The organism is Leclercia sp. GLN_9 (assembly GCF_043105735.1).
Taxonomy (GTDB): domain Bacteria; phylum Pseudomonadota; class Gammaproteobacteria; order Enterobacterales; family Enterobacteriaceae; genus Enterobacter; species Enterobacter adecarboxylatus.
Genome location: NZ_JBICLV010000008.1, coordinates 1 through 26,422 on the forward strand (window position 1 = coordinate 1; position 26,422 = coordinate 26,422).

A 26,422-nucleotide genomic window follows, 5' to 3' on the forward strand; every position below is an offset into this window, starting at 1 on the left:
ATGTTCACTCAGAGACTTGGTATTCATTTATTGTCCGGAGACATTAAGAATCCATGTCACTTTGAGTGCCCACACAGATTGTCTGATAAATTGTTAAAGAGCAGTGCAACGCGGCTTTCGCTCACCGTTGCGAGGTGGCGTATATTACGCTTTCCTCTTTCAGAGTCAAGCGATTATTTTCGCTTTTCTCTTCAACCGGCCCGGCTGTTTGTGTGAAGTGATTCACATCCGCCGTGTCGATGGAGGCGCATTATAGGGATCCCAGTTTTTAGCACAAGCATTTTTTCGATCTTTTCTACTGACTGTTCTTTTTTCGTTCTTTTCGCCGAAATCCCACGCGATCCGCTCAAATAATGACGCAATTCCTCCTTGATCAAGCAGAATAATAGGATCAAAGTTTCTATAAAAAGCACATCAGTCGAGGTTGATATGTCTGTAGCACTCCGTCCCTATAAAGATCTTTTCCCCAAAAAAGGCGATCGCGTCTTGATCGACAGCAGCAGTGTGGTCATTGGTGATGTCCGTATGGGCGACGACGTCAGTATCTGGCCCCTGGTTGCCATCCGTGGAGATGTTAACTATGTCTCCATCGGCGCACGCACCAATATTCAGGATGGCAGCGTGCTGCACGTTACCCATAAATCCTCTTATAACCCTGAAGGCAACCCGCTAATCATTGGTGAAGAAGTTACTGTCGGTCATAAGGTGATGCTGCACGGTTGCACCATCGGCAATCGTGTTCTGGTGGGTATGGGATCTATTTTATTGGATGGTGTGGTAGTAGAAGATGATGTGATGATTGGTGCCGGGAGTCTGGTTCCGCAAAATAAGCGGTTAGAAAGCGGCTTTCTTTATTTAGGTAGCCCGGTGAAACAGATCCGCCCCCTGACAGAAGCGGAGAAGGAAGGCCTGAAGTACTCAGCCAATAACTATGTTAAGTGGAAGAATGACTATCTGGATCAAGAGAGCCAGAACCAGCCCTGATCATCTTCTTCGCCTGCACGGATCGCATCGCTGGCTTCTTCTTCCAGATCCCAGCGATGTTCACGAAAAAGAGTGAGTGGCAGGCCTTCGCCAAAACGACGAACCAGTGTTGCCCCTTCAATCGCACACATCGCTTGCATGCCGTTCACCAGAGCGGGAAAACAGACGGCCCGCTTTTCGTCGTCCCACGTTTCCCGGTCCGAAAACTGGATCGCCTGGTTCATGCCGACAGCTCCTGTTTGAGCTTTTCAATCACGGGTTCGACTGCTGGCAATACACCGTGCCACAACAGTACGGCGTGTGCGGCCTGCCCCACCAGCATTCCCAGCCCATCAGCAAGATGTTTTGCACCGTGTTGTTCACACCAGCTCAGAAAAGACGTTTTGCCTTTTTGGTAGAACATGTCGTAGCAATGAACATGCGCGTTAACTAATGAAGAAGGAATAGCGGGAACCTCGCCAGCAATACCGCTCGAGGTCGCATTAATGATCAGATCAAATTCATGACCACTTAGCGCGTCCATGCCCACCGCTTGAATGCTCCCGGTATGGGCAAACAAGGTGGCCAGCTCTACGGCACGGGAATAAGTACGATTCGTTATGGTCACAGCGCAATCCAGAGAGAGCAACGGTAAAATAACCCCACGCGAAGCCCCACCCGCACCTATCAACAGGACGCGCGCGCCTGGTTTGATAAATGATAGCCGCTCCAGATCGCTCAGCAAGCCGATACCGTCCGTGTTATCCCCCAGAATCCGGCCATCTTCAAGCCGTTTAAGGGTATTCACCGCTCCCGCGAGGGACGCACGTTCCGTTAATTCATCGGCACGCTCGAATGCCTCTTCCTTAAAAGGCACGGTGACATTTGCCCCTTTTCCGCCACCAGCAAAAAATTTATTCAACGTCATGACAAAGCCATCGACAGGCGCAAGCACACGTCCATAAGGATGATCAATGTGCAGCTGCTGCGCAAACTGCTGATGAATAAACGGTGACTTGCTGTGAGCGATTGGATTACCAAAAACGGCGTACGCTTCCATCTCATTACCCCTGGCGAAAACGTTCGCCGGTCAAAGCATCACGAATTTCTGACGGATTCAGGCGACCGCCGGTTTCACCGATAACCACAGGAAAATCGTTACCAAACTGCGCTAACACCTCTTCTGCTGTACGGCATGGAGGCAAGCCCGTCAGATTGGCACTGGTAGAGACCAGCGGTTTACCAAAACGATGGCAGAGTTCGATAACCAAGGGATGGTCTGTTACGCGAACGGCGAGTGAATCAAACCGTCCCGTCAGCCACCGCGGGGTCGTTGGCAGCGCAGGGAATACAAAGGTCACGGGACCCGGCCAGGCCGCAAAAATAGTTTCACGTTGCGCAGACGTCAACATGGAATCATCAATATAAGGTTTAAGCTGGTCGAAACTGGCAGCGATGAGAATCAGCCCTTTTTCAACCGGCCTTTGTTTGAGTGTTAACAGGCGCGATACGGCTAATTCGCTGTCGGGATCGCATCCCACCCCAAAAACAGCTTCTGTTGGATAAGCGATGACATCTTCTTTATTCAGTACGCCCACTGCATGCGCAATGGAGTCTGATTGCAGGTTATTATTCACTTTTTTGATCCGCCGAAACCGGCTTTCCACATTGTTTACTGGCGCAAAAACGCTTCATGCCTTGCGCCGTTTTCTTCTCGATAAGTAGCGGGTAGTGGCACTCAGGACAGCTTCCCGCCACCGGTTTGAAATTAGTCACGAATTGACATTCAGGATAACGATCGCAGGAATGGAATGTCTTACCATAACGTGAACGCCGTTGAACAAGGTGGCCGCTGTCACATTGTGGACAGGCCAGGGCTGTCTCATCGGGTTTATCAATCTGTTCAGTATGTTCACATTCAGGATAGCGACTACACCCGATAAACATGCCATAGCGACCCTGACGCAGCGCCAGATCGCTGCCACATTGCGGGCATGCCTGTCCCTCCAGAACTTTAACAATATGCCCGTCCGCCTGACTTTTCAGGGGACGGACATAATCACAGTCTGGATAGTGTGAACAACCGAGAAACGGCCCGTGTTTACCGGACCGGATTACAAGCTCTGCCCCGCACTGCGGGCATGGCTCATTTTTGTGCACCGTAAATAGTGCTGATTTGGCCATAACAACTCTTGGTGCTGCATGATGAATTAATGCAGCATACCTTCATTCACTTCAAAGAGTAATTCTTCCATTTGTTGATAGGCATTTTCACAGCCTGGAATGTTGAACAGAACCATCAGGATGACCCATTTCAGATCTTCCAGCTCAAATTCTGCCGTATCCAGCGCCATGACGCGCTCTATCACCATTTCTCGCGTTTCGAGGTTCAGCACCTGAATCTGCTCAAGGAATAAAACAAATCCCCGGCAACTGGCATCCAGCCTTTCACACTCTTCAGCCGTATAAATGCGTACAGACAGTGGATCGGAAGCCAACTGCATCGGTTCGGCGAGGCCTTCTTGATAATCAGCCAGTTTTTCGAGCCATATTAACGCGTTGTAAATATCTTCCCGTTCGAAACCTGCATCGGTAAGATCGCGTGTAAGTTTGTCCTGATCCACGCGTGCTTCAGCTTCGTTATGGATGTAAGTCTCAAACAAATACATGAGTACGTCGAACATGGCTTGCCCTCCTTAATCGGACATAGCCGCCAGGTACAGCTGCGATCCATCCTGCTAACTCCAGTTCGAGTAGCTGTGCTACCGTTACTGGCACAGGTTGGCCGGCACGTTCAGCGACAACGTCAACAGGTGTTACCTCATCTCCTACGTTAGCCAGGAGCTCAGGAAATGGCAATGCTACCTGGTCCTGATCTGATGAATAAAGCCAATTTTCGTGATCCTCAGGCAGCCAGTTAAGGCCATATTGCAAACTTTCCAGAATATCTTCGACCGCCGTTACTGCCGTGGCTCCCTGCTTAATTAACCAGTGCGGCCCCTCACATCCTGGATTTCCAATCGCCCCTGGCAGCGCAAAGACTTCGCGTCCCTGCTCGAGTGCGCATTTCGCCGTAACGAGTGAACCACTCTTTAACAGAGCTTCGATAACGAACACCCCCTGACTTAGGCCGCTAATAATACGGTTACGCCGGGGAAAATTACCGGGCCATGGCGGCGTAGCGAGAGGAAACTCCGAAACCACAGCGCCACCGCTCTCAACAAGCTGCATGGCCAGCGAGTGATGCCGACGGGGGTAGACACCGGACAAGCCGTTGCCTAAAACCGCCACGCTTTTCCCTTTAACATTAAGCGCGGCACGATGTGCAACCCCATCAATCCCACAGGCGAGACCGCTGGTAATTGTCAGGCCCGCCTGGGCTAACTGTTCACACAGGATCTTGCCCCATCGCTCTCCGTACCAGGAATGGGAACGGCTACCCACGACGGCTAGCTGCAGGCTCGACAGCACCCGCACATCCCCCATGACGAACAGGGCGCCAGGGTAATCCGAAATTGCGCGCAGCTGGACGGGGTACAAGGCATTGTCAGCACATAACAGGTGATGGCCTGGCTCTGCCAGCCATTGCATGCTGCGTTCCAGCTCATGCGCCGAAAATGAAAAGAAGCGCGTCTTTTGCTTTTGGGTCAGCCCCACGCCTGCCAGCGCAGTGTTATCAATGTGGGGTTCACGCTGCAACTGCTGCGCTATCGCCACCATCTTATCGCCGTATAATTCTCCAATGCTTATCAGGCGTAACCATATCTCTGTGGATGTCATCCTTTCCCCTGCCACAAGCCGCTCTGGCAATCTTTGCGATTGGTCACTGATGCTGTCAATCAGAGGGGGTTTTGTCTAGAATAGAGGTTATATTCTTATCAACTCCTGAATACGACTCTGGAAAAATATGGCAGTTTTGCAAGTGTTACATATCCCGGACGAGCGCCTTCGCAAAGTCGCCGAACCGGTTAAAGAAGTGAATGCAGAAACGCAACGTATCATTGATGATATGTTCGACACGATGTACGCCGAAGAAGGTATCGGTCTCGCAGCTACGCAGGTAGATATTCATCAGCGCATTATCGTGATTGATGTTTCCGAAAACCGTGAAGAACGCCTGGTATTAATTAACCCGGAGTTACTGGAAAAAAGCGGTGAAACCGGAATCGAAGAAGGCTGTCTCTCCATTCCTGAGCAGCGTGCGCTGGTTCCTCGCGCAGAGAAAGTTAAAATACGTGCGCTTGATCGCGACGGTAAGCCATTCGAACTGGAAGCGGACGATCTTCTGGCAATCTGCATTCAGCATGAAATGGATCATCTGGTCGGTAAGCTGTTTATCGATTACCTCTCTCCATTGAAACAGCAGCGTATTCGTCAGAAAGTAGAGAAACTGGATCGCATGCGCGCTCGCGCATAACGTGACCCCGGATACAAGGATTAACGTGTCTACATCACTACGTATCATCTTCGCAGGAACACCTGACTTCGCAGCGCGTCATCTGGACGCGCTGTTGTCGTCTGGCCATCAGGTTGTCGGCGTTTTTACTCAGCCCGACCGCCCGGCAGGCCGCGGTAAAAAATTGATGCCGAGCCCGGTTAAAGTGCTGGCAGAAGAACACGGCTTACCGGTTTTTCAGCCTGCTTCGTTGCGGCCACAGGAAAACCAGCAGCTGGTCGCAGATTTAAATGCGGATGTCATGGTGGTTGTGGCTTATGGCCTCATCCTGCCAAAAGCGGTACTGGATATGCCGCGCCTGGGTTGCATTAATGTCCACGGTTCACTGCTTCCGCGTTGGCGCGGCGCAGCTCCGATTCAACGTTCGTTGTGGGCCGGAGATGCCGACACTGGCGTGACGATTATGCAGATGGACGTAGGTCTGGATACCGGCGACATGCTCTATAAGCTTTCTTGCCCTATTACCGACGAAGATACCAGCGCCACGCTGTATGACAAACTGGCGGAGCTTGGGCCAAAAGGTCTTATTGATACGCTGCAGCAGCTGGCGGATAACCGTGTTCAACCGGAAGTCCAGGACGAAGCCCTGGTGACCTATGCCGATAAGCTCAGCAAAGAAGAGGCCCGCCTCGACTGGTCACTTCCTGCAGCCCAGCTTGAACGGTGCATTCGGGCATTTAATCCCTGGCCAATGAGCTGGCTGGAAATAGACGGGCAGCCGGTGAAAGTCTGGCAGGCCTCCGTCATTGCCGGACCAGTCAATGCCGCACCCGGAACAATAGTTGAAGCGAATAAGCAGGGTATTCAGGTCGCAACTGTTGAAGGGATCCTGAATCTGGAATCCTTACAACCAGCCGGTAAAAAAGCCATGAGCGCGCAGGATCTTCTGAACTCACGCCGTGAATGGTTTACGCCTGGCAATAGTCTCGCCTGAGATCATCTCCATTTAAGGCCCGGTGTTTCCGGGCATTTTTATTTTTGCGGTTATGAAAAAACAAAATTTACGCAGCCTGGCAGCGCAGGCAATTGAACAAGTGGTCGAACAGGGCCAATCATTGAGCAATGTCCTGCCACCATTACAGCAAAAAGTTTCCGATAAAGATAAGGCGCTTCTTCAGGAGTTGTGCTTTGGCGTTCTGCGCACCTTACCGCAGCTGGAGTGGCTGATCGGAAAACTAATGGCGCGCCCGATGGCAGGCAAACAGCGCGTACTTCATTATCTGATCATGGTCGGCTTCTATCAGTTACTGCATACCCGTATTCCGCCTCATGCCGCACTGGCCGAGACGGTAGAAGGTGCAGTTGCGGTAAAACGTCCGCAGCTTAAAGGGCTGGTTAATGGCGTTTTACGCCAGTTCCAGCGTCAGCAGGATGAATTGCTGACTGAATTTGCCCGCTCGGAAAAACGTTTCCTGCATCCCGACTGGTTATTAAAACGTCTGCAAAAAGCCTATCCTCAGCAGTGGGAAACGCTGGTTGAGGCTAATAACCAGCGACCGCCTATGTGGTTACGCGTCAACCGCAACCACCACTCCCGCGATGCGTGGCTGGCACTACTGGAAGAAGCCGGGATGAGTGGATTCCCGCATCCGAAATATAGTGATGCGGTTCGTCTGGCCGCGCCAGCGCCGGTGCATACTCTTCCAGGGTTTGAACAGGGCTGGGTTACCGTTCAGGATGCCTCTGCCCAGGGTTGCATGACCTGGCTTGAACCGCAAAATGGCGAACGTATCCTTGATCTGTGCGCCGCGCCTGGCGGTAAGACAACGCATATTCTGGAAGTCGCACCGCAGGCAAGCGTAATGGCGGTCGATGTTGACGAACAGCGTCTTTCACGTGTTTACGATAACCTTAAACGGCTTGGCATGAAGGCCGAGGTCAAACAGGGCGACGGACGTACACCAGCTCAGTGGTGCGGAGATGAGCAGTTCGACCGTATTTTACTGGATGCCCCTTGTTCCGCTACCGGGGTGATCCGCCGCCATCCTGATATTAAATGGTTACGCCGCGATCGGGATATTAAAGAGCTGGCACAGCTGCAGTCTGAGATTCTGGATGCCATCTGGCCACATCTGAAAAGCGGCGGGACGCTGGTGTATGCCACCTGTTCCGTATTGCCAGAAGAGAACAGTCAGCAGATCGCGGCCTTCCTGAAGCGTACGCCCAATGCCCGTCTGCATCTGACCGGTACACCAGAGCAGCCCGGCAAACAAAACCTGCCAGGGGCAGAAGAAGGCGACGGCTTCTTTTACGCTAAGCTAATCAAAGAGTGATGTTGAAAACGGGTCACAAGATATGAAGATAATCATTCTGGGCGCGGGACAGGTGGGCGGTACGCTGGCAGAAAACCTGGTCGGTGAGAATAACGACATCACAATCGTTGATACCAATGGCGATCGTCTGCGCAGCCTGCAGGATAAATTTGATCTGCGTGTGGTTCAGGGGCATGGTTCTCATCCACGGGTGTTACGTGAAGCCGGTGCTGATGATGCCGATATGCTGGTTGCTGTTACCAGTTCCGATGAGACTAATATGGTTGCCTGTCAGGTCGCCTATTCACTCTTCAACACCCCAAACCGCATTGCACGTATCCGCTCCCCGGATTATGTCCGCGATGCCGATAAGCTGTTTCATTCCGATGCGGTTCCTATCGACCATTTGATTGCGCCAGAACAGCTGGTTATCGACAGCATCTACCGACTGATTGAATACCCGGGCGCACTGCAGGTGGTGAATTTCGCGGAAGGTAAAGTCAGTCTTGCAGTGGTCAAAGCCTATTATGGTGGCCCACTGATTGGCAACGCGCTTTCCACCATGCGCGAACATATGCCGCATATTGATACCCGTGTCGCCGCGATCTTCCGTCATGATCGCCCTATCCGACCGCAAGGCTCTACCATTGTCGAAGCCGGAGATGAAGTCTTCTTTATTGCTGCATCGCAGCACATTCGTGCAGTAATGAGTGAACTTCAGCGACTGGAAAAACCCTATAAACGCATCATGCTGGTTGGGGGCGGTAATATCGGTGCCGGTCTGGCTCGCCAGTTGGAAAAAGATTACAGCGTTAAACTGATCGAACGCGATCAACAGCGAGCTTCTGAGCTGGCAGAAAAACTGCAAAATACGATCGTTTTTTATGGCGATGCGTCGGATCAAGAGTTGCTCGCCGAAGAACATATCGATCAAGTTGATCTTTTCATTGCGGTCACCAATGACGATGAAGCCAACATCATGTCAGCGATGCTGGCAAAACGGATGGGCGCGAAGAAAGTCATGGTGCTTATTCAGCGTCGGGCGTATGTCGATTTGGTACAAGGCAGCGTCATTGATATCGCAATTTCACCGCAACAGGCCACTATTTCTGCCCTGCTGAGCCATGTACGTAAAGCGGACATCGTGGGTGTGTCTTCTCTACGTCGCGGAGTGGCAGAAGCTATCGAAGCCGTGGCGCACGGAGATGAAAGTACTTCCCGTGTGGTAGGGCGTACTATCGACGAAATTAAGCTCCCGCCGGGGACCATCATTGGTGCGGTAGTGCGCGGTAATGATGTGATGATCGCCAATGATAACTTGCGCATTGAGCAAGGCGATCATGTAATCATGTTCCTGACAGATAAAAAGTTTATTACCGACGTCGAACGTCTGTTCCAGCCAAGTCCTTTCTTCCTGTAATGCCTGAAGGGTGCTGTTATCAGCACCTTTTTTTATAACCCAATAATATGTAAGGGTTATATTTCTGTGACGCATGTCTCTCTTCAATGGCAATCCGCTAATGATTTGTTAAACTTGTATTTGTCAGCTGGCACAAGGAGAACAAAATGAGTTTTATTAAAGAATTTCGCGAATTTGCGATGCGCGGGAATGTAGTGGATTTGGCTGTAGGTGTAATTATTGGTGCAGCGTTTGGTAAGATCGTTTCATCACTGGTTGCCGATATTATCATGCCCCCGCTGGGATTATTGATTGGCGGGATCGATTTCAAACAGTTCGCTATAACACTGCGTGAAGCACAAGGTGATATTCCTGCAGTGGTAATGCATTACGGCGTGTTTATTCAAAACGTATTTGATTTTGTGATTGTTGCTTTTGCCATCTTTATGGCTATCAAGCTGATCAATAGATTGAATCGTAAGAAAAAAGAAGAACCGGCTGCGCCGGCAGCACCCTCGAAAGAAGAAGTATTGCTGACAGAAATTCGTGACTTACTGAAAGCGCAAAACAACCGTACTTTGTAAGGCTCTGAAAGCAAGAAGGCCAGTGGTAAGAAAGCGATTTGCTTGCTTGCCACTGGCCTCCCAGTTACCCCGTTTCGCATGTTTATTTTTACGTAGATAACTTCCTTTCCCTTTCTTATTCTTCTCAATTCGCTGCCTGAATAAAGGATCATGTAATAATGCTTCAATAGCGTTATCGTTGATTTGCCCTTTCTTATGCTGATAATGGCTCATGATTTCTCCGGTATAGACAATATCCACGCGAGTGGAAAAGCTGAGATAAATAAAATCAACAGCCGCGCGTTTCTCCGTTTGCCCCCTGCTCGAGTGTTTCGAGGATAGAGCAGTAGACGCTACTATGAGCAGTGCCACAACAAGCATCGTTCAGCCGCTGTAGAGACAGGCGCATCGTTTGTAACTCTTCGATACGCGCTTCGACTTCACTCAGTCTCGCCTGCACAATGCTTTTTGATTCCTGGCAGGTGTGGTGTTCAGGATCGATGCGGATCGACAGCAGTTCACGGATCGATTCCAGCGTAAAACCCAGCTGTCGGGCGTGACGAATGAACTTCAACCGCTGAAGATCCTTATCGGTATACAACCGAAAGCCACCTTCAGTGCGAATTTCATGCTCCATCATCTGCTGTTTTTCGTAATAACGAATGGTGTCAGGCGTGACATCAGCCAGCTTCGCAATCTCACCAATACGATACATCGCTAATCCTCATTCATTTTTTTCACTAGCCGGTCAGCGTAGTCGCCGTGCAGGAAATTTGTGCTTACACCCGCCTGTCGAAGCTTAAGCTCAAGAAGTGCGAGTCGCTGGCTGTAATCCGTATGCTCGGGAGATCCTTGTCTGACTGTACTGAGTAAGTGAGCAAGCTCAACTGCCTCTTTACGCTGCTCAAGTTCTGGCGGCAGGCAACCAGCATTTTTCAACATTCGATAACCTGCTCTCAGTTCAGCAGGAACATGTGAATCATCATCCAGTATTAATGGGCATCCACTACCAGGCAGGTTATCAAATTCACCCTGGCGTTGAGCATCAAGAATGTGTCGTTCTGCCCACTGGTCAAGTAACCACATAGCAAAACTCCGCAGAGAATGAAAAGAATACGACTATTGTAGGAAAGTGGGGATACAGCAGATATAAAAAAACCCACCGAAGCGGGTTTTTTTACGTTACTGCAGATTACTCTGCAGCAGCTTCTGCTTTCTCTGAACGATCAACCAGCTCGATGTAAGCCATCGGCGCGTTGTCGCCTGCACGGAAGCCACACTTCAGAATACGAGTGTAACCACCGGCACGGCTCGCGAAACGCGGGCCCAGTTCGTTAAACAGTTTTGCCACGATCTCGTTATCACGAGTACGGGCGAATGCCAGACGACGATTAGCAACGCTGTCAGTCTTGGCAAGAGTAATCAGCGGCTCAACTACGCGACGCAGCTCTTTCGCTTTAGGCAGGGTCGTCTTGATGATCTCATGACGAACCAGTGAACCTGCCATGTTGCGGAACATAGCCTGGCGATGGCTGCTGTTGCGGTTCAGTTGACGACCACTCTTACGATGGCGCATGACCTTATCCTTCTCAGTAAAACCTTAACCTGTGATCCGGTTACTCGTCAGCAATGCTTGCCGGTGGCCAGTTTTCCAGGCGCATGCCCAGAGACAGACCACGTGAAGCCAGCACGTCTTTAATCTCAGTAAGAGATTTTTTACCCAGGTTCGGCGTTTTCAGCAACTCAACCTCGGTACGCTGTACCAGATCACCGATATAGTGGATAGCTTCTGCCTTAAGGCAGTTAGCAGAGCGGACAGTCAATTCCAGATCGTCAACAGGGCGCAGCAGGATCGGATCGAATTCTGGTTTCTCTTCTTTCACTTCCGGCTGACGTACATCACGTAAGTCAACGAAAGCTTCCAGTTGTTCTGCCAGGATGGTTGCCGCACGACGAATCGCCTCTTCAGGATCGATTGTGCCGTTGGTTTCCATTTCGATGACCAGCTTGTCCAGGTCGGTACGCTGTTCTACACGCGCTGCTTCAACATTGTAGGCAATACGCTCTACAGGGCTGTAGCATGCGTCGACCAGCAGACGGCCGATTGGGCGCTCATCTTCTTCCGAATGAATTCGGGCAGAAGCCGGCACATAACCACGACCGCGCTGAACTTTGATACGCATGCTAATAGCTGCGTTCTCATCGGTCAGGTGGCAGATCACGTGCTGCGGCTTGACGATTTCGACATCACCGTCGTGGGTGATATCGGCTGCAGTCACAGGGCCAATGCCAGATTTATTCAGAGTAAGAATAACTTCATCTTTACCCTGAACTCTCACCGCCAGCCCTTTCAGGTTGAGCAGGATTTCAAGGATATCTTCCTGAACGCCTTCTTTGGTGCTGTACTCATGAAGTACACCATCAATCTCAACCTCGGTCACCGCGCAACCCGGCATCGATGAGAGCAGAATACGGCGCAGTGCGTTACCCAGAGTATGGCCAAAGCCACGCTCTAAAGGCTCAAGGGTCACCTTGGCGTGCGTCGAACTCACTTGCTCGATATCTACCAGGCGCGGTTTTAGAAACTCTGTCACAGAACCCTGCATTGTGTCCTCTCTTTGGTACTAAGCTTTACTTGGAGTAAAGCTCGACGATCAGGTGTTCGTTAATGTCCGCAGACAGATCAGAACGTTCCGGCTGACGCTTGAACGTGCCTTCCATCTTGCCAGCATCAACTTCCAGCCAGGTTGGCTTTTCACGCTGCTCAGCCAGCTCCAGAGCGGCTTTCACGCGAGATTGCTTTTTCGCTTTCTCACGAATGCTAACAACGTCATTCGCTTTAACCTGATAAGAAGCGATGTTAACAACACGACCGTTTACCATGATTGCTTTATGGCTAACCATCTGACGTGCTTCAGCACGAGTGGCACCAAAGCCCATACGGTATACTACGTTGTCCAGACGGCCTTCCAGCAGAGCCAACAGGTTTTCACCGGTGTTGCCTTTCAGACGTGCTGCTTCTTTATAGTAGTTACGGAACTGACGCTCCAGCACACCGTACATACGGCGAACTTTCTGCTTTTCACGCAACTGCACACCATAGTCAGACAGACGCGGTTTACGCGCACCGTGCTGGCCAGGAGCTTGTTCAATTTTACACTTGGTATCGATCGCGCGAACGCCAGACTTAAGGAATAAGTCGGTGCCCTCACGACGGCTCAGCTTGAGCTTAGGACCCAAATATCTTGCCATTTTCTATCTCCAACAATCCTAGAAAACGAACGCGTTATACGCGACGTTTTTTCGGCGGACGACAACCGTTATGAGGGATCGGAGTCACATCAGTAATATTCGTGATGCGGAAACCAGCGGCGTTCAGAGCACGAACAGTAGATTCGCGACCTGGACCCGGACCTTTTACCATAACTTCCAGATTCTTGATGCCGTATTCTTTTACGGCTTCAGCGCAACGCTCTGCTGCAACCTGAGCTGCGAACGGAGTGGATTTGCGTGAACCACGGAAACCGGAACCACCGGCTGTTGCCCAACCCAGTGCGTTACCCTGACGATCAGTAATAGTAACGATGGTGTTGTTGAAAGAAGCATGGATATGAGCCACGCCGTCAGAGACTTGTTTTCTTACACGCTTACGTGCACGAACTGGTGCCTTTGCCATTATTCAATCACCCCGATTATTTCTTGATCGGTTTGCGCGGACCCTTACGGGTACGTGCGTTGGTCTTGGTACGCTGGCCGCGAACCGGGAGACCACGACGATGACGCAAACCGCGATAGCAACCAAGATCCATAAGGCGCTTGATGCTCATGCTAACTTCACGGCGCAGATCACCTTCAACGACAAATTTGGCAACTTCGTCACGCAGCGTGTCGATTTGTTCTTCAGACAGCTCACTGATCTTAACATCTTCAGCGATACCCGCTGCAGCCAGAATGGCTTTGGAACGGGTCTTGCCGACGCCGTAGATCGAAGTTAATGCGATCACAGCATGTTTCTGATCAGGAATGTTAATGCCTGCTATACGGGCCACTATGCACTCCTACTATTTAATATGTACGCACCATGCTGAAAAGCCCGTTTTCAGGATACTCAAATGGAAACGTACAGACATACAAAAGATTGGCTGGCTAATCTAGCCAGCTCAACCCAACTTTGCAAGAAAAATATGCGAAATAATCAGCCTTGGCGCTGTTTATGCTTCGGCTCGGCACTGCAAATCACACGGATGACACCATCACGCTTAACGATTTTGCAGTTACGGCATAATTTCTTGACGGAAGCACGAACTTTCATTTTTACTCTCCGTAACTTCTCGAGCGACCTATTGTCGGCCGTAGCCTTTAAGGTTCGCCTTCTTCAATGCAGACTCGTACTGACTTGACATCATCAGAGTTTGCACTTGAGCCATAAAGTCCATAATCACGACAACAACGATAAGCAGTGAGGTTCCACCGAAGTAGAACGGTACTTTCATTGCATCACGCATGAACTCCGGGATCAGGCAAATAAAAGTAATATAAAGCGCACCAACCAAAGTCAGGCGAGTCATTACTTTATCGATATACTTCGCCGTTTGCTCTCCCGGACGAATTCCTGGTACAAATGCACCGGACTTCTTCAGGTTATCTGCTGTTTCACGCGGGTTGAAGACCAACGCCGTGTAGAAGAAACAGAAGAAGATGATCGCAGACGCATAGAGTAACACATAAAGTGGTTGCCCAGGCTGCAAATACAGCGAAATTGTTGTCAGCCAGTTCCAACCAGTCCCGCCCCCGAACCATGACGCGATGGTCGCCGGGAACAGAATAATACTGGAAGCGAAGATTGCCGGGATTACCCCTGCCATATTCACTTTCAGCGGTAAATGTGTGCTCTGTGCAGCATAGACACGACGACCTTGCTGACGTTTCGCGTAGTTTACCACAATGCGGCGTTGACCACGTTCAACGAAGATAACAAAGAACGTCACTGCAAATACTAATACTGCAACCAACAGCAACAGGAGGAAGTGCAGGTCGCCTTGACGCGCTTGCTCGATAGTATGGGCGATGGCTGGCGGGAGACCCGCAACAATACCAGCGAAGATAATGATCGAAATACCGTTGCCGATACCTCGTTCAGTAATTTGTTCGCCGAGCCACATCAGGAACATCGTTCCTGAAACCAGACTTACAACAGCGGTGAAATAGAATGCAAAGCCTGGGTTAATAACCAGGCCCTGCATACCAGGCATATTCGGTAGACCGGTAGCAATACCGATCGACTGGAATATCGCCAGCACCAGAGTGCCGTAACGGGTGTACTGGCTGATCTTACGACGACCAGACTCCCCTTCTTTCTTCAGCTCTGCCAAGGTCGGATGAACGACCGTCAGCAGCTGGATAATGATCGATGCCGAAATATACGGCATGATACCCAAAGCAAAGATTGAAGCACGGCTGAGAGCACCACCAGAGAACATGTTAAACATTTCAATGATGGTGCCACGCTGTTGCTCAAGCAGTTTGGCAAGTACAGCGGCATCAATACCAGGGATCGGAATAAAAGAGCCAATACGGAACACAATAAGCGCACCGATTACAAACAACAGTCTGCGTTTCAGCTCGCCTAAGCCACCTTTGGCACTTTGAAAATCTAATCCCGGTTGTTTAGCCATCTGCTACTTATTCCTCGATTTTACCGCCAGCAGCTTCGATAGCAGCACGAGCACCTTTAGTAACACGCAGGCCACGAACAGTTACCGGAGTAGAAACTTCACCAGCCAGGATCACTTTCGCGAACTCGATCTGGATACCGATAATGTTTGCTGCTTTCAGCGTGTTCAGGTCTACAACGCCGCCTTCAACTTTCGCCAGGTCAGACAGACGAACTTCGGCTGTGATCGCTGATTTGCGAGAGGTGAAGCCGAACTTCGGCAGACGACGGTACAGTGGCATCTGGCCACCCTCGAAACCGCGACGTACGCCACCGCCAGAACGAGAGTTCTGACCTTTGTGACCACGACCACCGGTTTTGCCGAGGCCAGAACCGATACCACGACCCAGGCGTTTACCCGCCTTTTTAGAGCCTTCGGCCGGAGACAGAGTATTTAAACGCATCTCTTACTCCTCAACTTTAACCATGAAGTAAACCGCGTTGACCATACCACGAACAGCAGGAGTATCCTCGCGCTCAACGGTATGACCAATACGACGCAGACCCAGGCCAAGCAGAGTTGCCTTGTGTTTCGGCAGACGTCCGATTGCACTGCGGGTTTGTGTAATTTTAATAGTCTTTGCCATGGTCAATTACCCCAGAATTTCTTCAACGGATTTACCACGCTTGGCAGCGACCATTTCTGGAGATTTCATATTTTCCAGGCCATCAATAGTTGCACGAACCACGTTGATCGGGTTGGTGGAACCATATGCTTTAGCCAGAACGTTATGAACTCCAGCAACTTCCAGAACGGCGCGCATTGCACCACCGGCGATGATACCGGTACCTTCGGAAGCTGGCTGCATGAAGACACGAGAACCCGTGTGAGTACCCTTAACTGGGTGCTGCAGGGTGCCGTGGTTCAGCGCGACGTTAATCATATTGCGACGGGCTTTTTCCATCGCTTTCTGGATCGCTGCTGGAACTTCACGCGCTTTACCGTAACCAAAACCTACGCGGCCATTACCATCACCAACAACAGTCAGAGCTGTGAAGGAGAAAATACGACCACCTTTAACGGTTTTAGATACGCGGTTAACCGCGATCAGCTTTTCCTGCAGTTCGCCAGCCTGTTTTTCGATGTGAGCCATCTTACACCTCTACCTTAGAACTGAAGGCCAGCTTCACGGGCAGCATCTGCCAGTGCCTGGACGCGACCATGATATTGGAACCCGGAACGGTCAAAGGACACAACTGTGATGCCTTTTTCCAGAGCGCGTTCAGCAACAGCTTTACCTACAGCTGCAGCAGCGTCTTTGTTACCGGTGTACTTCAATTGTTCAGTAATAGCTTTTTCTACAGTAGAAGCAGCTACCAGAACTTCAGAACCGTTTGGTGCAATGACCTGTGCGTAAATATGACGCGGGGTACGATGTACCACCAGGCGAGTTGCACCCAGCTCTTTGAGCTTGCGGCGTGCGCGGGTCGCACGACGGATACGAGCAGATTTCTTATCCATAGTGTTACCTTACTTCTTCTTAGCCTCTTTGGTACGCACGACTTCGTCGGCGTAACGAACACCCTTGCCTTTGTAAGGCTCAGGACGACGGTAGGCGCGCAGATCTGCTGCAACCTGACCGATCAGCTGTTTATCAGCGCCTTTCAGCACGATTTCAGTCTGAGTCGGGCATTCTGCAGTGATACCGGCCGGCAGCGGATGCTCAACCGGGTGTGAGAAGCCCAGAGACAGGCCTACTGCATTCCCTTTGATCGCTGCACGATAACCTACACCAACCAGCTGAAGCTTTTTAGTGAAGCCTTCGGTAACACCAACAACCATTGAGTTCAGCAGGGCACGCGCGGTACCAGCCTGAGCCCAGCCATCAACGTAACCAGTACGTGGGCCGAAAGTCAGAGCGTTGTCTACATGATTAACTTCAACAGCATTGTTGAGGGTACGAGTCAGCTCGCCATTTTTACCTTTGATCGTAATAACCTGACCGTCGATTTTTACATCAACGCCGGCAGGAATAACGACCGGTGCTTTAGCAACACGAGACATTCTTTCCTCCGATTAGGCTACGTAGCAGATAATTTCGCCACCAAGACCAGCTTGGCGCGCTGCACGATCAGTCATAACACCTTTAGAGGTAGAAACAACTGCGATACCCATGCCGGCCATAACTTTTGGCAGCTCATCTTTTTTCTTATAGATGCGCAGGCCTGGGCGGCTGACACGCTGAATGCTTTCTACAACAGCTTTACCCTGGAAATACTTAAGAGTAAGTTCCAGTTCCGGCTTGGTGTCGCCTTCAACTTTAAAATCTTCGATAAAACCTTCTTCCTTCAGCACGTTGGCAATTGCCACTTTCAGCTTGGCGGAAGGCATGGTGACCGCAACTTTGTTCGCGGCCTGACCGTTACGGATACGGGTCAGCATATCCGCGATCGGATCTTGCATGCTCATCTGTCTTTACTCCCGTGATTCAATTGGTAATTACCAGCTAGCCTTTTTCAAGCCTGGTACTTCACCGCGCATGGCGGCTTCACGCAGTTTGATACGGCTCAACCCGAACTTGCCCACGAAACCATGTGGACGACCTGTTTGACGACAGCGGTTACGCTGACGAGACGGGCTGGAATCACGCGGCAGAGACTGCAGCTTGAGAACAGCATTCCAACGATCTTCGTCGGAAGCGTTCACATCAGAAATGATCGCTTTCAGTTCAGCGCGTTTAGCGAAGAATTTATCAGCTAAAGCTACGCGCTTTACTTCGCGTGCTTTCATTGATTGCTTAGCCATTCAGTAACCCTACCTTACTTGCGGAACGGGAAGTCAAACGCAGCCAGCAGAGCGCGGCCTTCTTCGTCAGAGTTCGCAGTAGTGGTAATGGTAATATCCAAACCACGCACGCGGTCGACTTTATCGTAGTCGATCTCTGGGAAGATGATCTGCTCACGGACACCCATGCTGTAGTTGCCACGACCGTCGAAAGACTTAGCGGACAAGCCACGGAAGTCACGGATACGTGGAACAGCAATAGAGATCAGGCGCTCAAGGAACTCCCACATGCGTTCGCCACGCAGAGTTACTTTACAGCCGATCGGATAGCCCTGACGGATTTTGAAGCCTGCAACAGATTTGCGTGCTTTGGTGATCAGCGGTTTTTGACCGGAGATTGCTGTCAGATCAGCTGCTGCGTTATCCAGCAGTTTCTTGTCAGCGATCGCTTCACCAACACCCATGTTCAGGGTGATCTTCTCGACCCGAGGGACTTGCATGACAGAATTGTAGTTAAACTCAGTCATGAGTTTGTTAACTACTTCGTCTTTGTAGTAATCATGCAGTTTCGCCATCGTACTACTCCAAATTACTTGATAGTTTCGCTGTTAGACTTGAAGAAACGGACTTTTTTGCCGTCTTCGAATCTAAAGCCTACACGGTCAGCCTTACCGGTTGCCGCATTGAAGATTGCAACGTTAGAAACCTGAATTGCAGCTTCTTTTTCAACGATGCCACCTGGCTGGTTCAGGGCCGGAACCGGCTTCTGATGTTTCTTAACCAGGTTGATACCTTCAACGACGAGTTTGCCGGAAGACAGAACATTTTTTACTTTACCGCGTTTACCTTTATCTTTACCGGTTAACACGATAACTTCGTCATCACGACGGATTTTCGCTGCCATGATTCGCTCCTTAGAGTACTTCTGGTGCCAGAGAGATAATTTTCATGAACTTTTCAGTACGAAGTTCACGAGTTACCGGCCCAAAGATACGCGTGCCGATAGGCTGCTCGCTGTTATTGTTTAAAATAACGCATGCATTACCATCGAAGCGAATGACAGAACCGTCAGGGCGACGAACACCCTTCCTGGTGCGCACCACTACCGCTTTCAGCACATCACCTTTCTTGACCTTACCACGTGGAATTGCTTCCTTGATGGTGATCTTGATGATGTCGCCTACGCCTGCGTAGCGACGGTGCGAGCCACCCAGAACCTTGATACACATTACGCGACGTGCACCGGAGTTGTCGGCGACGTTCAGCATAGTCTGTTCTTGGATCATTTCAGTGCTCCGCTAATGTCAACTACTACCTGAGACTCTAAAATCAGAGCCGTTAAAAAGCCCCATATCGAGGGCGCGGCATTATAACACCGCTTCTGCAATATGGGTAGAAAAAATAAACGGCCCATTGCTGAGCCGTTTATTCGTATCGAGAAGGCTACTCTATTACAGAACCGCTTTCTCTACAACGCGAACCAGCGTCCAGGACTTAGTCTTGGACAGTGGACGGCATTCACGGATTTCAACCTTGTCGCCGATACCACATTCGTTGTTCTCGTCATGTACGTGCAGTTTGGTCGTACGCTTGATGAATTTACCGTAGATCGGGTGTTTCACAATACGTTCGATAGCTACAACGATGGATTTCTCCATTTTGTCGCTAACAACACGACCTTGCAGAGTACGGATTTTATCGGTCATTACGCACCCGCCTTCTGAGTCAGTAAAGTCTTAACGCGTGCAACATCACGACGTACCTGCTTCAGCAGGTGAGTCTGTTGCAGCTGGCCACTTGCAGCCTGCATACGCAGGTTGAACTGCTCACGCAGCAGGTTCAGCAGCTCAGCGTTCAGCTCTTCTACGCTTTTTTCACGCAGCTCATTTGCTTTCATTACATCACCGTCTTAGTTACAAAGGTGGTTTTGATAGGCAGTTTCGCTGCTGCCAGGCCGAAGGCTTCACGGGCCAGCTCTTCCGGAACACCGTCCATTTCATAAAGGACTTTGCCCGGTTGGATCAAGGCAACCCAGTACTCCACGTTACCTTTACCTTTACCCATACGAACTTCCAGCGGCTTCTCGGTAATTGGTTTGTCCGGGAATACACGGATCCAAATTTTACCTTGACGCTTAACTGCACGGGTCATAGCACGACGTGCTGCTTCGATCTGACGTGCAGTCAGACGACCACGGCCAACAGCTTTCAGACCGAAAGTGCCGAAGCTAACATCCGTACCCTGCGCCAGACCACGGTTGCGGCCTTTGTGCACTTTACGGAATTTTGTACGCTTTGGTTGTAACATCAGCGACGCTCCTTATTTACGGCCTTTACGCTGCTGCTTTTTAGGTTGCGCAGCCGGTTTTTCCGGTTGTTCAACAGCAGCCATACCACCCAGGATCTCACCTTTGAAGATCCATACCTTAACGCCGATTACACCGTAAGTGGTGTGCGCTTCAGAGGTGTTGTAGTCGATGTCAGCACGCAGAGTGTGCAGCGGTACGCGACCTTCGCGGTACCATTCGGTACGTGCGATTTCCGCGCCGCCCAGACGGCCGCTAACTTCAACTTTGATACCTTTAGCGCCCAGACGCATTGCGTTCTGTACAGCACGCTTCATAGCACGACGGAACATAACGCGACGTTCCAGCTGTGAAGTGATGCTATCAGCAACCAATTTAGCGTCCAGTTCAGGCTTACGAACTTCAGCGATATTGATCTGTGCAGGAACGCCAGCGATATCCGCTACGACCTTGCGCAGTTTTTCTACGTCTTCGCCTTTCTTACCGATTACGATGCCAGGACGAGCGGTGTGAATAGTCACACGGATGCTCTTAGCTGGACGCTCGATAACGATACGAGATACAGACGCTTTAGCCAGTTCCTTAGTCAGGTACTGACGTACTTTAAAATCGCTGTCCAGGTTGTCAGCGAATTCTTTGGTGTTCGCAAACCAGGTTGAGTTCCATGGTTTTACAATACCCAGGCGAATACCATTAGGATGTACTTTCTGACCCATTGCTAGTCTCCAGAGTCTCAGCGATCGGACACAACCACAGTAATGTGGCTGGTGCGCTTCAGGATGCGATCTGCACGACCTTTCGCACGCGGCATAATGCGCTTCATGCTTGGGCCTTCGTCTACGAAGATTTTCGCGACTTTCAGATCGTCAATGTCAGCGCCATCGTTGTGTTCAGCGTTAGCAATGGCAGATTCCAGTACCTTCTTAACCAATACCGCAGCTTTCTTGTTGGTATAGGTCAGGATGTCCAGGGCCTGCGACACTTTCTTACCGCGAATCAGGTCAGCAACAAGGCGAACCTTCTGAGCAGAAGAACGAGCATGGCGATGTTGAGCTAAAGTTTCCATCTCTTCCTCCTACCTTATTTCTTCTTCGCTTTTTTATCAGCAGCATGGCCGCGATAAGTACGAGTCGGTGCGAATTCACCCAGTTTGTGACCGACCATTTCATCGGAAACAAAGACTGGAACGTGCTGACGACCATTATGGACAGCGATGGTCAAACCGATCATGTTAGGAAAGATCGTTGAACGACGGGACCAAGTGCGCAGGGGCTTCTTGTCTCCGCTTTCCACCGCTTTCTCTACCTTCTTCAGCAAGTGCAGGTCAATAAAAGGACCTTTCTTGAGAGAACGTGGCATGGCTTATCCTCTAATATTATTTGCTACGGCGACGTACGATAAATTTATCAGTACGCTTGTTGCTGCGGGTCTTCTTACCTTTGGTCTGAACGCCCCACGGAGTTACCGGGTGCTTACCAAAGTTACGACCTTCACCACCACCATGTGGGTGGTCGACTGGGTTCATCGCAGTACCGCGAACGGTAGGACGAACACCACGCCAGCGTGCAGCACCTGCTTTACCCAGAACGCGCAGCATATGCTCAGCATTGCCAACTTCGCCCAGAGTTGCGCGGCAGTCTGCTTCGACTTTACGCATTTCACCAGAACGCAGACGCAGGGTGACATAAGCACCATCGCGCGCAACGATCTGAACGTAAGTACCAGCGGAACGTGCCAGCTGACCGCCTTTACCTGGTTTCATTTCTACGTTATGAACGGTAGAACCAACCGGGATATTGCGCATCGGCAGGGTGTTACCTGCTTTGATTGCAGCATCAACGCCAGACTGAATCTGGTCGCCAGCTTTCAGGCCTTTAGGGGCCAGAATGTAACGGCGCTCGCCATCTTTGTACAGAACCAGCGCGATGTTCGCGGAACGGTTCGGATCGTACTCAAGACGCTCAACAACAGCTGGGATACCGTCTTTGTTGCGTTTGAAGTCAACAATACGGTAAGCCTGCTTGTGACCACCACCGATGTGACGAGTGGTGATACGGCCATTGTTGTTACGACCACCGGATTTGCTGTTTTTTTCAACCAGCGGAGCAAAAGGTTTGCCCTTGTGCAGCTCTGGGTTGACCACTTTAACGACGTGGCGACGACCCGGAGATGTCGGTTTACATTTAACAACTGCCATTGTATTACTCCTCCGACTTACTCAGCGCCGCCAACGAAGTCCAGGTTCTGGCCTTCTTTCAGGGTGACGTAAGCTTTTTTCCAGTCGCTACGACGACCGATACGCTGTCCGTGACGTTTAACTTTCCCTTTAACTACCAGGGTGTTAACGACTTCGACTTCGACTTCAAACAGTTTCTGCACAGCAGCTTTGATTTCTGCTTTGGTCGCGTCTTTAGCAACTTTGAGAACGATGGTATTTGTTTTTTCCATCGCAGCAGACGCTTTTTCAGAAACGTGCGGTGCACGAAGCACCTTCAGCAGACGTTCTTCACGAATCATGCCAGCATCTCCTCAACTTGCTTAACAGCATCAGCAGTCATTACGACTTTGTCGAAGGCGATCAGGCTAACCGGGTCGATACCAGTCGCATCGCGTACGTCAACCTTGTGCAGGTTACGTGCGGCCAGGAACAGGTTCTCGTCCAGCTCACCGGTGATGATCAGCACATCTTCCAGAGCCATGTCTTTCAGTTTCTGTGCCAGCAGCTTAGTTTTAGGCGCTTCTACAGAGAAAGATTCGACAACGATCAGACGATCCTGACGTACCAGCTCGGACAGGATGCTTTTCAGCGCGCCGCGGTACATCTTTTTGTTAACTTTTTGACTGTGGTCCTGCGGGCGAGCAGCGAAGGTCACGCCACCGGAACGCCAGATCGGGCTCTTGATAGAACCTGAACGCGCACGGCCGGTACCTTTCTGGCGCCACGGCTTTTTGCCGGAACCAGTTACTTCAGCACGAGTCTTCTGAGCACGAGTACCCTGACGAGCACCAGCTGCATAAGCAACAACAACCTGGTGAACCAGCGCTTCGTTGAAATCACGACCGAAGGTAGTTTCGGAAACAGTCAGCGCGCTCTGCGCGTCTTTCAATACTAATTCCATTGCTATCCCCTTACGCCTTCACAGCTGGTTTAACGATCAGGTCGCTACCGGTTGCACCCGGAACTGCACCTTTAACCAGCAGCAGGTTGCGCTCAGCGTCAACACGTACTACGTCCAGGCTCTGAACAGTCACACGTTCGTTACCCAGCTGACCTGCCATTTTCTTGCCTTTGAACACTTTGCCCGGAGTCTGGTTCTGACCGATAGAACCCGGAACGCGGTGGGACAAGGAGTTACCGTGCGTGGCATCCTGAGTACGGAAGTTCCAGCGCTTAACGGTACCAGCAAAACCTTTACCTTTAGAGGTACCGGTTACGTCAACTTTTTTAACTTCTGCAAACAGCTCAACGCTAATGTCCTGACCTACGGTGAACTCTTCGCCTTCAGCAAGACGGAATTCCCACAGACCACGGCCAGCTTCAACGCCAGCTTTAGCGAAGTGACCCGCTTCCGGTTTGGTTACACGGTTAGCTTTTTTAGCACCAGTGGTAACCTGAACGGCACGGTAGCCATCGTTAGCCAGGTCTTTAACCTGAGTAACGCGGTTTGCTTCAACTTCGATTACGGTTACTGGGATAGATACGCCATCTTCAGTGAAGATGCGGGTCATGCCCACTTTTTTACCGACTAAACCAATCATTGTATCAACCTCTCAATCGCTCGATGACCTGATTAACCCAGGCTGATCTGCACGTCTACACCGGCAGCCAGATCCAGACGCATCAGAGCATCAACGGTTTTCTCGGTTGGCTCAACGATGTCAACCAGACGCTTGTGAGTGCGGATTTCGTACTGATCACGCGCGTCTTTGTTAACGTGCGGGGAGATCAGAACGGTAAAGCGCTCTTTGCGGGTCGGCAGCGGGATCGGACCACGGACTTGCGCACCAGTGCGCTTAGCAGTCTCGACGATTTCCGCGGTTGATTGATCGATCAGACGATGATCAAACGCTTTAAGACGGATACGGATTCTTTGGTTCTGCATGAGACCAGAGCTCCAATTATTTTATAAACGAAAATGATTACTACTCAAACCCATTACGATTGATGGGAGAGTGTAACCGTTCTTACGTAGCCCCCCAATTGGGAGCATTGTTAGGCAACGAAAAACAGTGTTGCCTGGGTTCAGATTGAACCAGCTGTCAATTACGACAAGCCCGCGCATTATACGTAAATCTGGGCGGGACGCAAGCCCCGTTTAGGAAATAGACGACACCGGTGAGTTTTGCGTTGCGACTCGTAAATTTTCTGTAATGTAACGGCGACCTGCAAATACTCAGGAAGGCTTTACGCAGGGTTTCGTTTTGCAGTTTGTTTAACCACAGCAAGTACGCGGAATATGGCCTCACACATTTCATTGAGGTGCCAAACGATGCTTACTACCCTCCCCTTCCTGTTCGTCTACCTGGGTTTAACCTTTTTATTAGTCCGGGAAGATATCCGTTCGCATCTGCTTTTGGACAAATACCTCTGTCCATTGCTCTGGACGGGTCTGCTCTATCACCTCTGTCTTCATCCCGATTTTCTGGCAAGCGCGGTTCTGGGTGCGATCGCGGGATACACCGGTTTCGCGATGATTTATTGGACTTACAAACTGATACGTAAACGCGAAGGATTGGGATACGGAGACGTGTAATATCTGGGGGCACTGGGCGCATGGCATGGCTGGTGCGTGCTTCCTACTCTGGCCTTATCGGCAGCCCTGCTGGCGACGCTCTATCTTTTGATAAAATCTTTGTTTAAACCGGGAGAACAGATATTAAAAAACCCGCTGCCCTTTGGACCTTTTATGGCGGCAGCAGGTTTAATGATTGGCGGGCAAAGCCTGATCAGCTTTCCACTTTGATCTGTGACTGGAGATAATTCTGCAGACCGATTTTACCGATAAGATCCAGCTCAGTCTCCAGCCAGTCGATGTGCCCTTCTTCATCGGCCAGGATCTGGATCATCATATCGCGGCTGACATAATCGTGAACACTGTCGGCGTAAGCGATAGCTTCACGAAGATCTTTTGCACCCTCGAGTTCCAGTGCCAGATCGGAGCGCAGCATCTCTTCAACGTCTTCACCGATACCCAGCTTGCCGAGATCCTGCAGGTTGGGGATCCCCTCAAGGAACAAAATACGCTCGATATACTTATCGGCATGTTTCATTTCATCAATGGATTCATGGTATTCAACGTCGTTGAGGCGAGTCAGACCCCAGTTCTTGAACATTCTCGCATGGAGAAAGTATTGATTGATTGCGACAAGCTCATTTCCCAATAATTTATTGAGATAACTTATGATTTTAATATCACCTTTCATTATAGTCCCTCCGCTTCCACTTATTGAAGCGTAGATGGGGCTACAGGGATGTCAAAAAAAAGAATGAGCCTCAGGCAATCTCTTTGTATTCCGGGATCTGCATCAATTCGTCTTGCATGATCTCACGGGCAGCGCGAACGCACTTACCGCATTGATTTCCCACTGGAACAAACTTACGCAGCTGCTGAAAAGATTGTGGTTGAAACTGGCGAACGGCCTGACGGATTTTTTTATCACTTACACCATTACATAAACAAACGTACATAACCACTCCCGTTCAAAATATGCGCAAAGTGTAAGTGAGAATAATTATGATTACAATAGCACAAGCATCGAGATACGGGACGGGCGCCAGCAAAAAATGCGAAAATTTGTGACAGGGACAAACGCAAGGCAACAAAAAAGGACGCCGAAGCGTCCTTTTTAATTCAGGGATAATTAATTAGCCCAGAACTTTAGCAACAACACCCGCGCCAACGGTACGGCCGCCTTCGCGGATTGCGAAGCGCAGACCATCGTCCATTGCGATTGGGTGGATCAGGGTAACAACCATCTTGATGTTGTCGCCTGGCATTACCATCTCAACGCCTTCTGGCAGTTCGATGGTACCGGTCACGTCAGT

General features: G+C 50.4%; 45 protein-coding genes and 2 pseudogenes. 7 read left to right on the forward strand and 40 right to left on the reverse strand.

All coding sequences use genetic code 11. The features are described from left to right. The first annotated feature begins 429 nt into the window (after positions 1–429). Positions 430–984 (forward strand): gamma carbonic anhydrase family protein, encoded by a 555-nt coding sequence (locus ACF8PE_RS04260; RefSeq protein ID WP_032614659.1) that lies wholly within the window; start codon positions 430–432, stop codon positions 982–984. Here ACF8PE_RS04260 and ACF8PE_RS04265 read toward each other — a convergent pair. The 6 genes from ACF8PE_RS04265 to dprA are packed head-to-tail and all read right to left on the reverse strand — an operon-like array spanning position 960 to position 4,743. After that, on the reverse strand, positions 960–1,208 hold the full coding sequence (locus ACF8PE_RS04265) for a DUF1488 domain-containing protein (protein WP_032614661.1): 249 nt from the start codon (positions 1,206–1,208) through the stop codon (positions 960–962). The genes ACF8PE_RS04260 and ACF8PE_RS04265 overlap by 25 nt on opposite strands. Next, entirely contained in the window at positions 1,205–2,023 is an 819-nt protein-coding gene (gene aroE / locus ACF8PE_RS04270) for a shikimate dehydrogenase (protein WP_059307079.1), read from the reverse strand. Before aroE ends, ACF8PE_RS04265 begins: the two co-directional genes overlap by 4 nt. Positions 2,024–2,027: 4 nt before the next feature. Then, positions 2,028–2,600 carry an L-threonylcarbamoyladenylate synthase type 1 TsaC gene (gene tsaC, locus ACF8PE_RS04275; protein WP_059309064.1) on the reverse strand — a complete coding sequence of 191 codons (573 nt, stop codon included), beginning with the start codon at positions 2,598–2,600 and terminating at the stop codon, positions 2,028–2,030. Then, a complete protein-coding gene (locus ACF8PE_RS04280) occupies positions 2,593–3,147 on the reverse strand; it encodes a type I DNA topoisomerase (protein ID WP_032614667.1) in 555 nt (184 codons plus the stop codon). The genes tsaC and ACF8PE_RS04280 overlap by 8 nt, the downstream gene beginning before the upstream one ends. A gap of 26 nt (positions 3,148–3,173) precedes the next feature. After that, positions 3,174–3,647 (reverse strand): DUF494 family protein Smg, encoded by a 474-nt coding sequence (gene smg / locus ACF8PE_RS04285; RefSeq protein ID WP_032614670.1) that lies wholly within the window; start codon positions 3,645–3,647, stop codon positions 3,174–3,176. Further along, positions 3,619–4,743, reverse strand: coding sequence for a DNA-protecting protein DprA (gene dprA / locus ACF8PE_RS04290; protein WP_130588149.1), 1,125 nt, complete (start codon positions 4,741–4,743; stop codon positions 3,619–3,621). The genes smg and dprA overlap by 29 nt, the downstream gene beginning before the upstream one ends. A gap of 127 nt (positions 4,744–4,870) precedes the next feature. Between dprA and def the strand changes: the two genes are divergently transcribed. The 5 genes from def to mscL all read left to right on the forward strand — a co-directional run bounded on the left by def (position 4,871) and on the right by mscL (position 9,654). Then, a complete protein-coding gene (gene def, locus ACF8PE_RS04295) occupies positions 4,871–5,380 on the forward strand; it encodes a peptide deformylase (RefSeq protein WP_032614674.1) in 510 nt (169 codons plus the stop codon). Between the two features lie 25 nt (positions 5,381–5,405). Beyond that, positions 5,406–6,353, forward strand: coding sequence for a methionyl-tRNA formyltransferase (fmt, locus tag ACF8PE_RS04300; protein WP_130588148.1), 948 nt, complete (start codon positions 5,406–5,408; stop codon positions 6,351–6,353). Between the two features lie 52 nt (positions 6,354–6,405). Continuing rightward, positions 6,406–7,692 carry a 16S rRNA (cytosine(967)-C(5))-methyltransferase RsmB gene (gene rsmB / locus ACF8PE_RS04305; RefSeq protein WP_392494636.1) on the forward strand — a complete coding sequence of 429 codons (1,287 nt, stop codon included), beginning with the start codon at positions 6,406–6,408 and terminating at the stop codon, positions 7,690–7,692. A gap of 22 nt (positions 7,693–7,714) precedes the next feature. Then, complete coding sequence (gene trkA / locus ACF8PE_RS04310; protein ID WP_032614678.1) at positions 7,715–9,091, forward strand: Trk system potassium transporter TrkA; 1,377 nt, start codon at positions 7,715–7,717, stop codon at positions 9,089–9,091. A 146-nt stretch (positions 9,092–9,237) separates the two neighbouring features. Then, positions 9,238–9,654 carry a large-conductance mechanosensitive channel protein MscL gene (gene mscL, locus ACF8PE_RS04315; protein ID WP_032614681.1) on the forward strand — a complete coding sequence of 139 codons (417 nt, stop codon included), beginning with the start codon at positions 9,238–9,240 and terminating at the stop codon, positions 9,652–9,654. Here mscL and ACF8PE_RS04320 read toward each other — a convergent pair. The 31 genes from ACF8PE_RS04320 to rpsJ all read right to left on the reverse strand — a co-directional run bounded on the left by ACF8PE_RS04320 (position 9,622) and on the right by rpsJ (position 24,479). Continuing rightward, the gene (locus tag ACF8PE_RS04320; RefSeq protein ID WP_032614682.1) at positions 9,622–9,867 is read right to left on the reverse strand and encodes an alternative ribosome-rescue factor A; all 246 of its coding nucleotides are present in this window, start codon (positions 9,865–9,867) and stop codon (positions 9,622–9,624) included. The two genes, mscL and ACF8PE_RS04320, sit on opposite strands and share 33 nt — an antisense overlap. A gap of 55 nt (positions 9,868–9,922) precedes the next feature. Next, a complete protein-coding gene (gene zntR, locus ACF8PE_RS04325) occupies positions 9,923–10,348 on the reverse strand; it encodes a Zn(2+)-responsive transcriptional regulator (RefSeq protein ID WP_032614684.1) in 426 nt (141 codons plus the stop codon). Positions 10,349–10,350: 2 nt separating this feature from the next. Next, a complete protein-coding gene (locus tag ACF8PE_RS04330) occupies positions 10,351–10,719 on the reverse strand; it encodes a DUF1992 domain-containing protein (protein ID WP_032614686.1) in 369 nt (122 codons plus the stop codon). A gap of 106 nt (positions 10,720–10,825) precedes the next feature. Continuing rightward, positions 10,826–11,209: a 50S ribosomal protein L17 gene (gene rplQ / locus ACF8PE_RS04335; RefSeq protein ID WP_001216368.1), complete on the reverse strand. Its 384-nt coding sequence runs from the start codon at positions 11,207–11,209 to the stop codon at positions 10,826–10,828. Positions 11,210–11,249: 40 nt separating this feature from the next. Beyond that, positions 11,250–12,239, reverse strand: a complete 990-nt coding sequence (locus tag ACF8PE_RS04340) for a DNA-directed RNA polymerase subunit alpha (protein WP_002919219.1) — start codon at positions 12,237–12,239, stop codon at positions 11,250–11,252. A 25-nt stretch (positions 12,240–12,264) separates the two neighbouring features. Then, positions 12,265–12,885, reverse strand: coding sequence for a 30S ribosomal protein S4 (gene rpsD / locus ACF8PE_RS04345; RefSeq protein WP_032614687.1), 621 nt, complete (start codon positions 12,883–12,885; stop codon positions 12,265–12,267). Between the two features lie 34 nt (positions 12,886–12,919). Then, positions 12,920–13,309: a 30S ribosomal protein S11 gene (gene rpsK / locus ACF8PE_RS04350; RefSeq protein ID WP_003863312.1), complete on the reverse strand. Its 390-nt coding sequence runs from the start codon at positions 13,307–13,309 to the stop codon at positions 12,920–12,922. A gap of 16 nt (positions 13,310–13,325) precedes the next feature. Then, positions 13,326–13,682, reverse strand: a complete 357-nt coding sequence (gene rpsM, locus ACF8PE_RS04355) for a 30S ribosomal protein S13 (protein ID WP_003031135.1) — start codon at positions 13,680–13,682, stop codon at positions 13,326–13,328. Between the two features lie 146 nt (positions 13,683–13,828). After that, positions 13,829–13,945, reverse strand: coding sequence for a 50S ribosomal protein L36 (gene rpmJ / locus ACF8PE_RS04360; protein WP_000868187.1), 117 nt, complete (start codon positions 13,943–13,945; stop codon positions 13,829–13,831). Positions 13,946–13,973: 28 nt separating this feature from the next. Continuing rightward, positions 13,974–15,308, reverse strand: a complete 1,335-nt coding sequence (gene secY / locus ACF8PE_RS04365; protein ID WP_032614690.1) for a preprotein translocase subunit SecY — start codon at positions 15,306–15,308, stop codon at positions 13,974–13,976. A gap of 7 nt (positions 15,309–15,315) precedes the next feature. Then, a complete protein-coding gene (gene rplO, locus ACF8PE_RS04370; protein ID WP_032614692.1) occupies positions 15,316–15,750 on the reverse strand; it encodes a 50S ribosomal protein L15 in 435 nt (144 codons plus the stop codon). 3 nt (positions 15,751–15,753) lie between these two features. Beyond that, a complete protein-coding gene (gene rpmD, locus ACF8PE_RS04375) occupies positions 15,754–15,933 on the reverse strand; it encodes a 50S ribosomal protein L30 (RefSeq protein WP_003863301.1) in 180 nt (59 codons plus the stop codon). A 6-nt stretch (positions 15,934–15,939) separates the two neighbouring features. Further along, entirely contained in the window at positions 15,940–16,440 is a 501-nt protein-coding gene (gene rpsE, locus ACF8PE_RS04380; protein ID WP_007369821.1) for a 30S ribosomal protein S5, read from the reverse strand. Between the two features lie 14 nt (positions 16,441–16,454). Further along, positions 16,455–16,808 (reverse strand): 50S ribosomal protein L18, encoded by a 354-nt coding sequence (gene rplR / locus ACF8PE_RS04385; protein ID WP_032614694.1) that lies wholly within the window; start codon positions 16,806–16,808, stop codon positions 16,455–16,457. 9 nt (positions 16,809–16,817) lie between these two features. Beyond that, positions 16,818–17,351, reverse strand: coding sequence for a 50S ribosomal protein L6 (gene rplF / locus ACF8PE_RS04390; RefSeq protein WP_032614696.1), 534 nt, complete (start codon positions 17,349–17,351; stop codon positions 16,818–16,820). A gap of 12 nt (positions 17,352–17,363) precedes the next feature. Next, the gene (gene rpsH / locus ACF8PE_RS04395; RefSeq protein WP_032614699.1) at positions 17,364–17,756 is read right to left on the reverse strand and encodes a 30S ribosomal protein S8; all 393 of its coding nucleotides are present in this window, start codon (positions 17,754–17,756) and stop codon (positions 17,364–17,366) included. 30 nt (positions 17,757–17,786) lie between these two features. Continuing rightward, entirely contained in the window at positions 17,787–18,092 is a 306-nt protein-coding gene (gene rpsN / locus ACF8PE_RS04400; protein ID WP_032614701.1) for a 30S ribosomal protein S14, read from the reverse strand. 14 nt (positions 18,093–18,106) lie between these two features. Beyond that, a complete protein-coding gene (rplE, locus tag ACF8PE_RS04405; protein ID WP_032614703.1) occupies positions 18,107–18,646 on the reverse strand; it encodes a 50S ribosomal protein L5 in 540 nt (179 codons plus the stop codon). A gap of 14 nt (positions 18,647–18,660) precedes the next feature. Continuing rightward, the gene (gene rplX / locus ACF8PE_RS04410; RefSeq protein WP_003863287.1) at positions 18,661–18,975 is read right to left on the reverse strand and encodes a 50S ribosomal protein L24; all 315 of its coding nucleotides are present in this window, start codon (positions 18,973–18,975) and stop codon (positions 18,661–18,663) included. Between the two features lie 10 nt (positions 18,976–18,985). Further along, positions 18,986–19,357 (reverse strand): 50S ribosomal protein L14, encoded by a 372-nt coding sequence (rplN, locus tag ACF8PE_RS04415; RefSeq protein WP_004160583.1) that lies wholly within the window; start codon positions 19,355–19,357, stop codon positions 18,986–18,988. Positions 19,358–19,522: 165 nt separating this feature from the next. Next, positions 19,523–19,777: a 30S ribosomal protein S17 gene (rpsQ, locus tag ACF8PE_RS04420; protein WP_008503489.1), complete on the reverse strand. Its 255-nt coding sequence runs from the start codon at positions 19,775–19,777 to the stop codon at positions 19,523–19,525. After that, positions 19,777–19,968: a 50S ribosomal protein L29 gene (gene rpmC, locus ACF8PE_RS04425; RefSeq protein WP_032614707.1), complete on the reverse strand. Its 192-nt coding sequence runs from the start codon at positions 19,966–19,968 to the stop codon at positions 19,777–19,779. The genes rpsQ and rpmC overlap by 1 nt, the downstream gene beginning before the upstream one ends. Beyond that, positions 19,968–20,378, reverse strand: coding sequence for a 50S ribosomal protein L16 (rplP, locus tag ACF8PE_RS04430; protein WP_002919759.1), 411 nt, complete (start codon positions 20,376–20,378; stop codon positions 19,968–19,970). Before rplP ends, rpmC begins: the two co-directional genes overlap by 1 nt. Positions 20,379–20,390: 12 nt before the next feature. After that, positions 20,391–21,092: a 30S ribosomal protein S3 gene (rpsC, locus tag ACF8PE_RS04435; protein WP_000529945.1), complete on the reverse strand. Its 702-nt coding sequence runs from the start codon at positions 21,090–21,092 to the stop codon at positions 20,391–20,393. 17 nt (positions 21,093–21,109) lie between these two features. Further along, entirely contained in the window at positions 21,110–21,442 is a 333-nt protein-coding gene (gene rplV, locus ACF8PE_RS04440; protein ID WP_002919773.1) for a 50S ribosomal protein L22, read from the reverse strand. 14 nt (positions 21,443–21,456) lie between these two features. Beyond that, entirely contained in the window at positions 21,457–21,735 is a 279-nt protein-coding gene (gene rpsS, locus ACF8PE_RS04445; protein ID WP_001138115.1) for a 30S ribosomal protein S19, read from the reverse strand. A gap of 16 nt (positions 21,736–21,751) precedes the next feature. Then, on the reverse strand, positions 21,752–22,573 hold the full coding sequence (rplB, locus tag ACF8PE_RS04450) for a 50S ribosomal protein L2 (protein ID WP_000301869.1): 822 nt from the start codon (positions 22,571–22,573) through the stop codon (positions 21,752–21,754). A gap of 17 nt (positions 22,574–22,590) precedes the next feature. Continuing rightward, positions 22,591–22,893 (reverse strand): 50S ribosomal protein L23, encoded by a 303-nt coding sequence (gene rplW, locus ACF8PE_RS04455; RefSeq protein WP_004868363.1) that lies wholly within the window; start codon positions 22,891–22,893, stop codon positions 22,591–22,593. Beyond that, positions 22,890–23,495 (reverse strand): 50S ribosomal protein L4, encoded by a 606-nt coding sequence (rplD, locus tag ACF8PE_RS04460; RefSeq protein WP_003031119.1) that lies wholly within the window; start codon positions 23,493–23,495, stop codon positions 22,890–22,892. The genes rplW and rplD overlap by 4 nt, the downstream gene beginning before the upstream one ends. Positions 23,496–23,505: 10 nt before the next feature. After that, a complete protein-coding gene (gene rplC / locus ACF8PE_RS04465) occupies positions 23,506–24,135 on the reverse strand; it encodes a 50S ribosomal protein L3 (RefSeq protein ID WP_016538466.1) in 630 nt (209 codons plus the stop codon). Positions 24,136–24,167: 32 nt separating this feature from the next. After that, a complete protein-coding gene (gene rpsJ / locus ACF8PE_RS04470; RefSeq protein WP_001181005.1) occupies positions 24,168–24,479 on the reverse strand; it encodes a 30S ribosomal protein S10 in 312 nt (103 codons plus the stop codon). A 387-nt stretch (positions 24,480–24,866) separates the two neighbouring features. Between rpsJ and ACF8PE_RS04475 the strand changes: the two are divergent. Beyond that, positions 24,867–25,340 (forward strand): annotated as a pseudogene (locus ACF8PE_RS04475) (prepilin peptidase). Here the strand turns inward: ACF8PE_RS04475 and bfr are convergent. The 3 genes and pseudogenes from bfr to tuf all read right to left on the reverse strand — a co-directional run. Continuing rightward, positions 25,324–25,800: a bacterioferritin gene (gene bfr, locus ACF8PE_RS04480; RefSeq protein ID WP_032614711.1), complete on the reverse strand. Its 477-nt coding sequence runs from the start codon at positions 25,798–25,800 to the stop codon at positions 25,324–25,326. The pseudogene ACF8PE_RS04475 and the gene bfr sit on opposite strands and share 17 nt — an antisense overlap. Positions 25,801–25,870: 70 nt before the next feature. Beyond that, positions 25,871–26,065, reverse strand: a complete 195-nt coding sequence (gene bfd / locus ACF8PE_RS04485; protein WP_008503493.1) for a bacterioferritin-associated ferredoxin — start codon at positions 26,063–26,065, stop codon at positions 25,871–25,873. 177 nt (positions 26,066–26,242) lie between these two features. Further along, a pseudogene (tuf, locus tag ACF8PE_RS04490) lies at positions 26,243–26,422 on the reverse strand (elongation factor Tu); the annotation flags it as partial.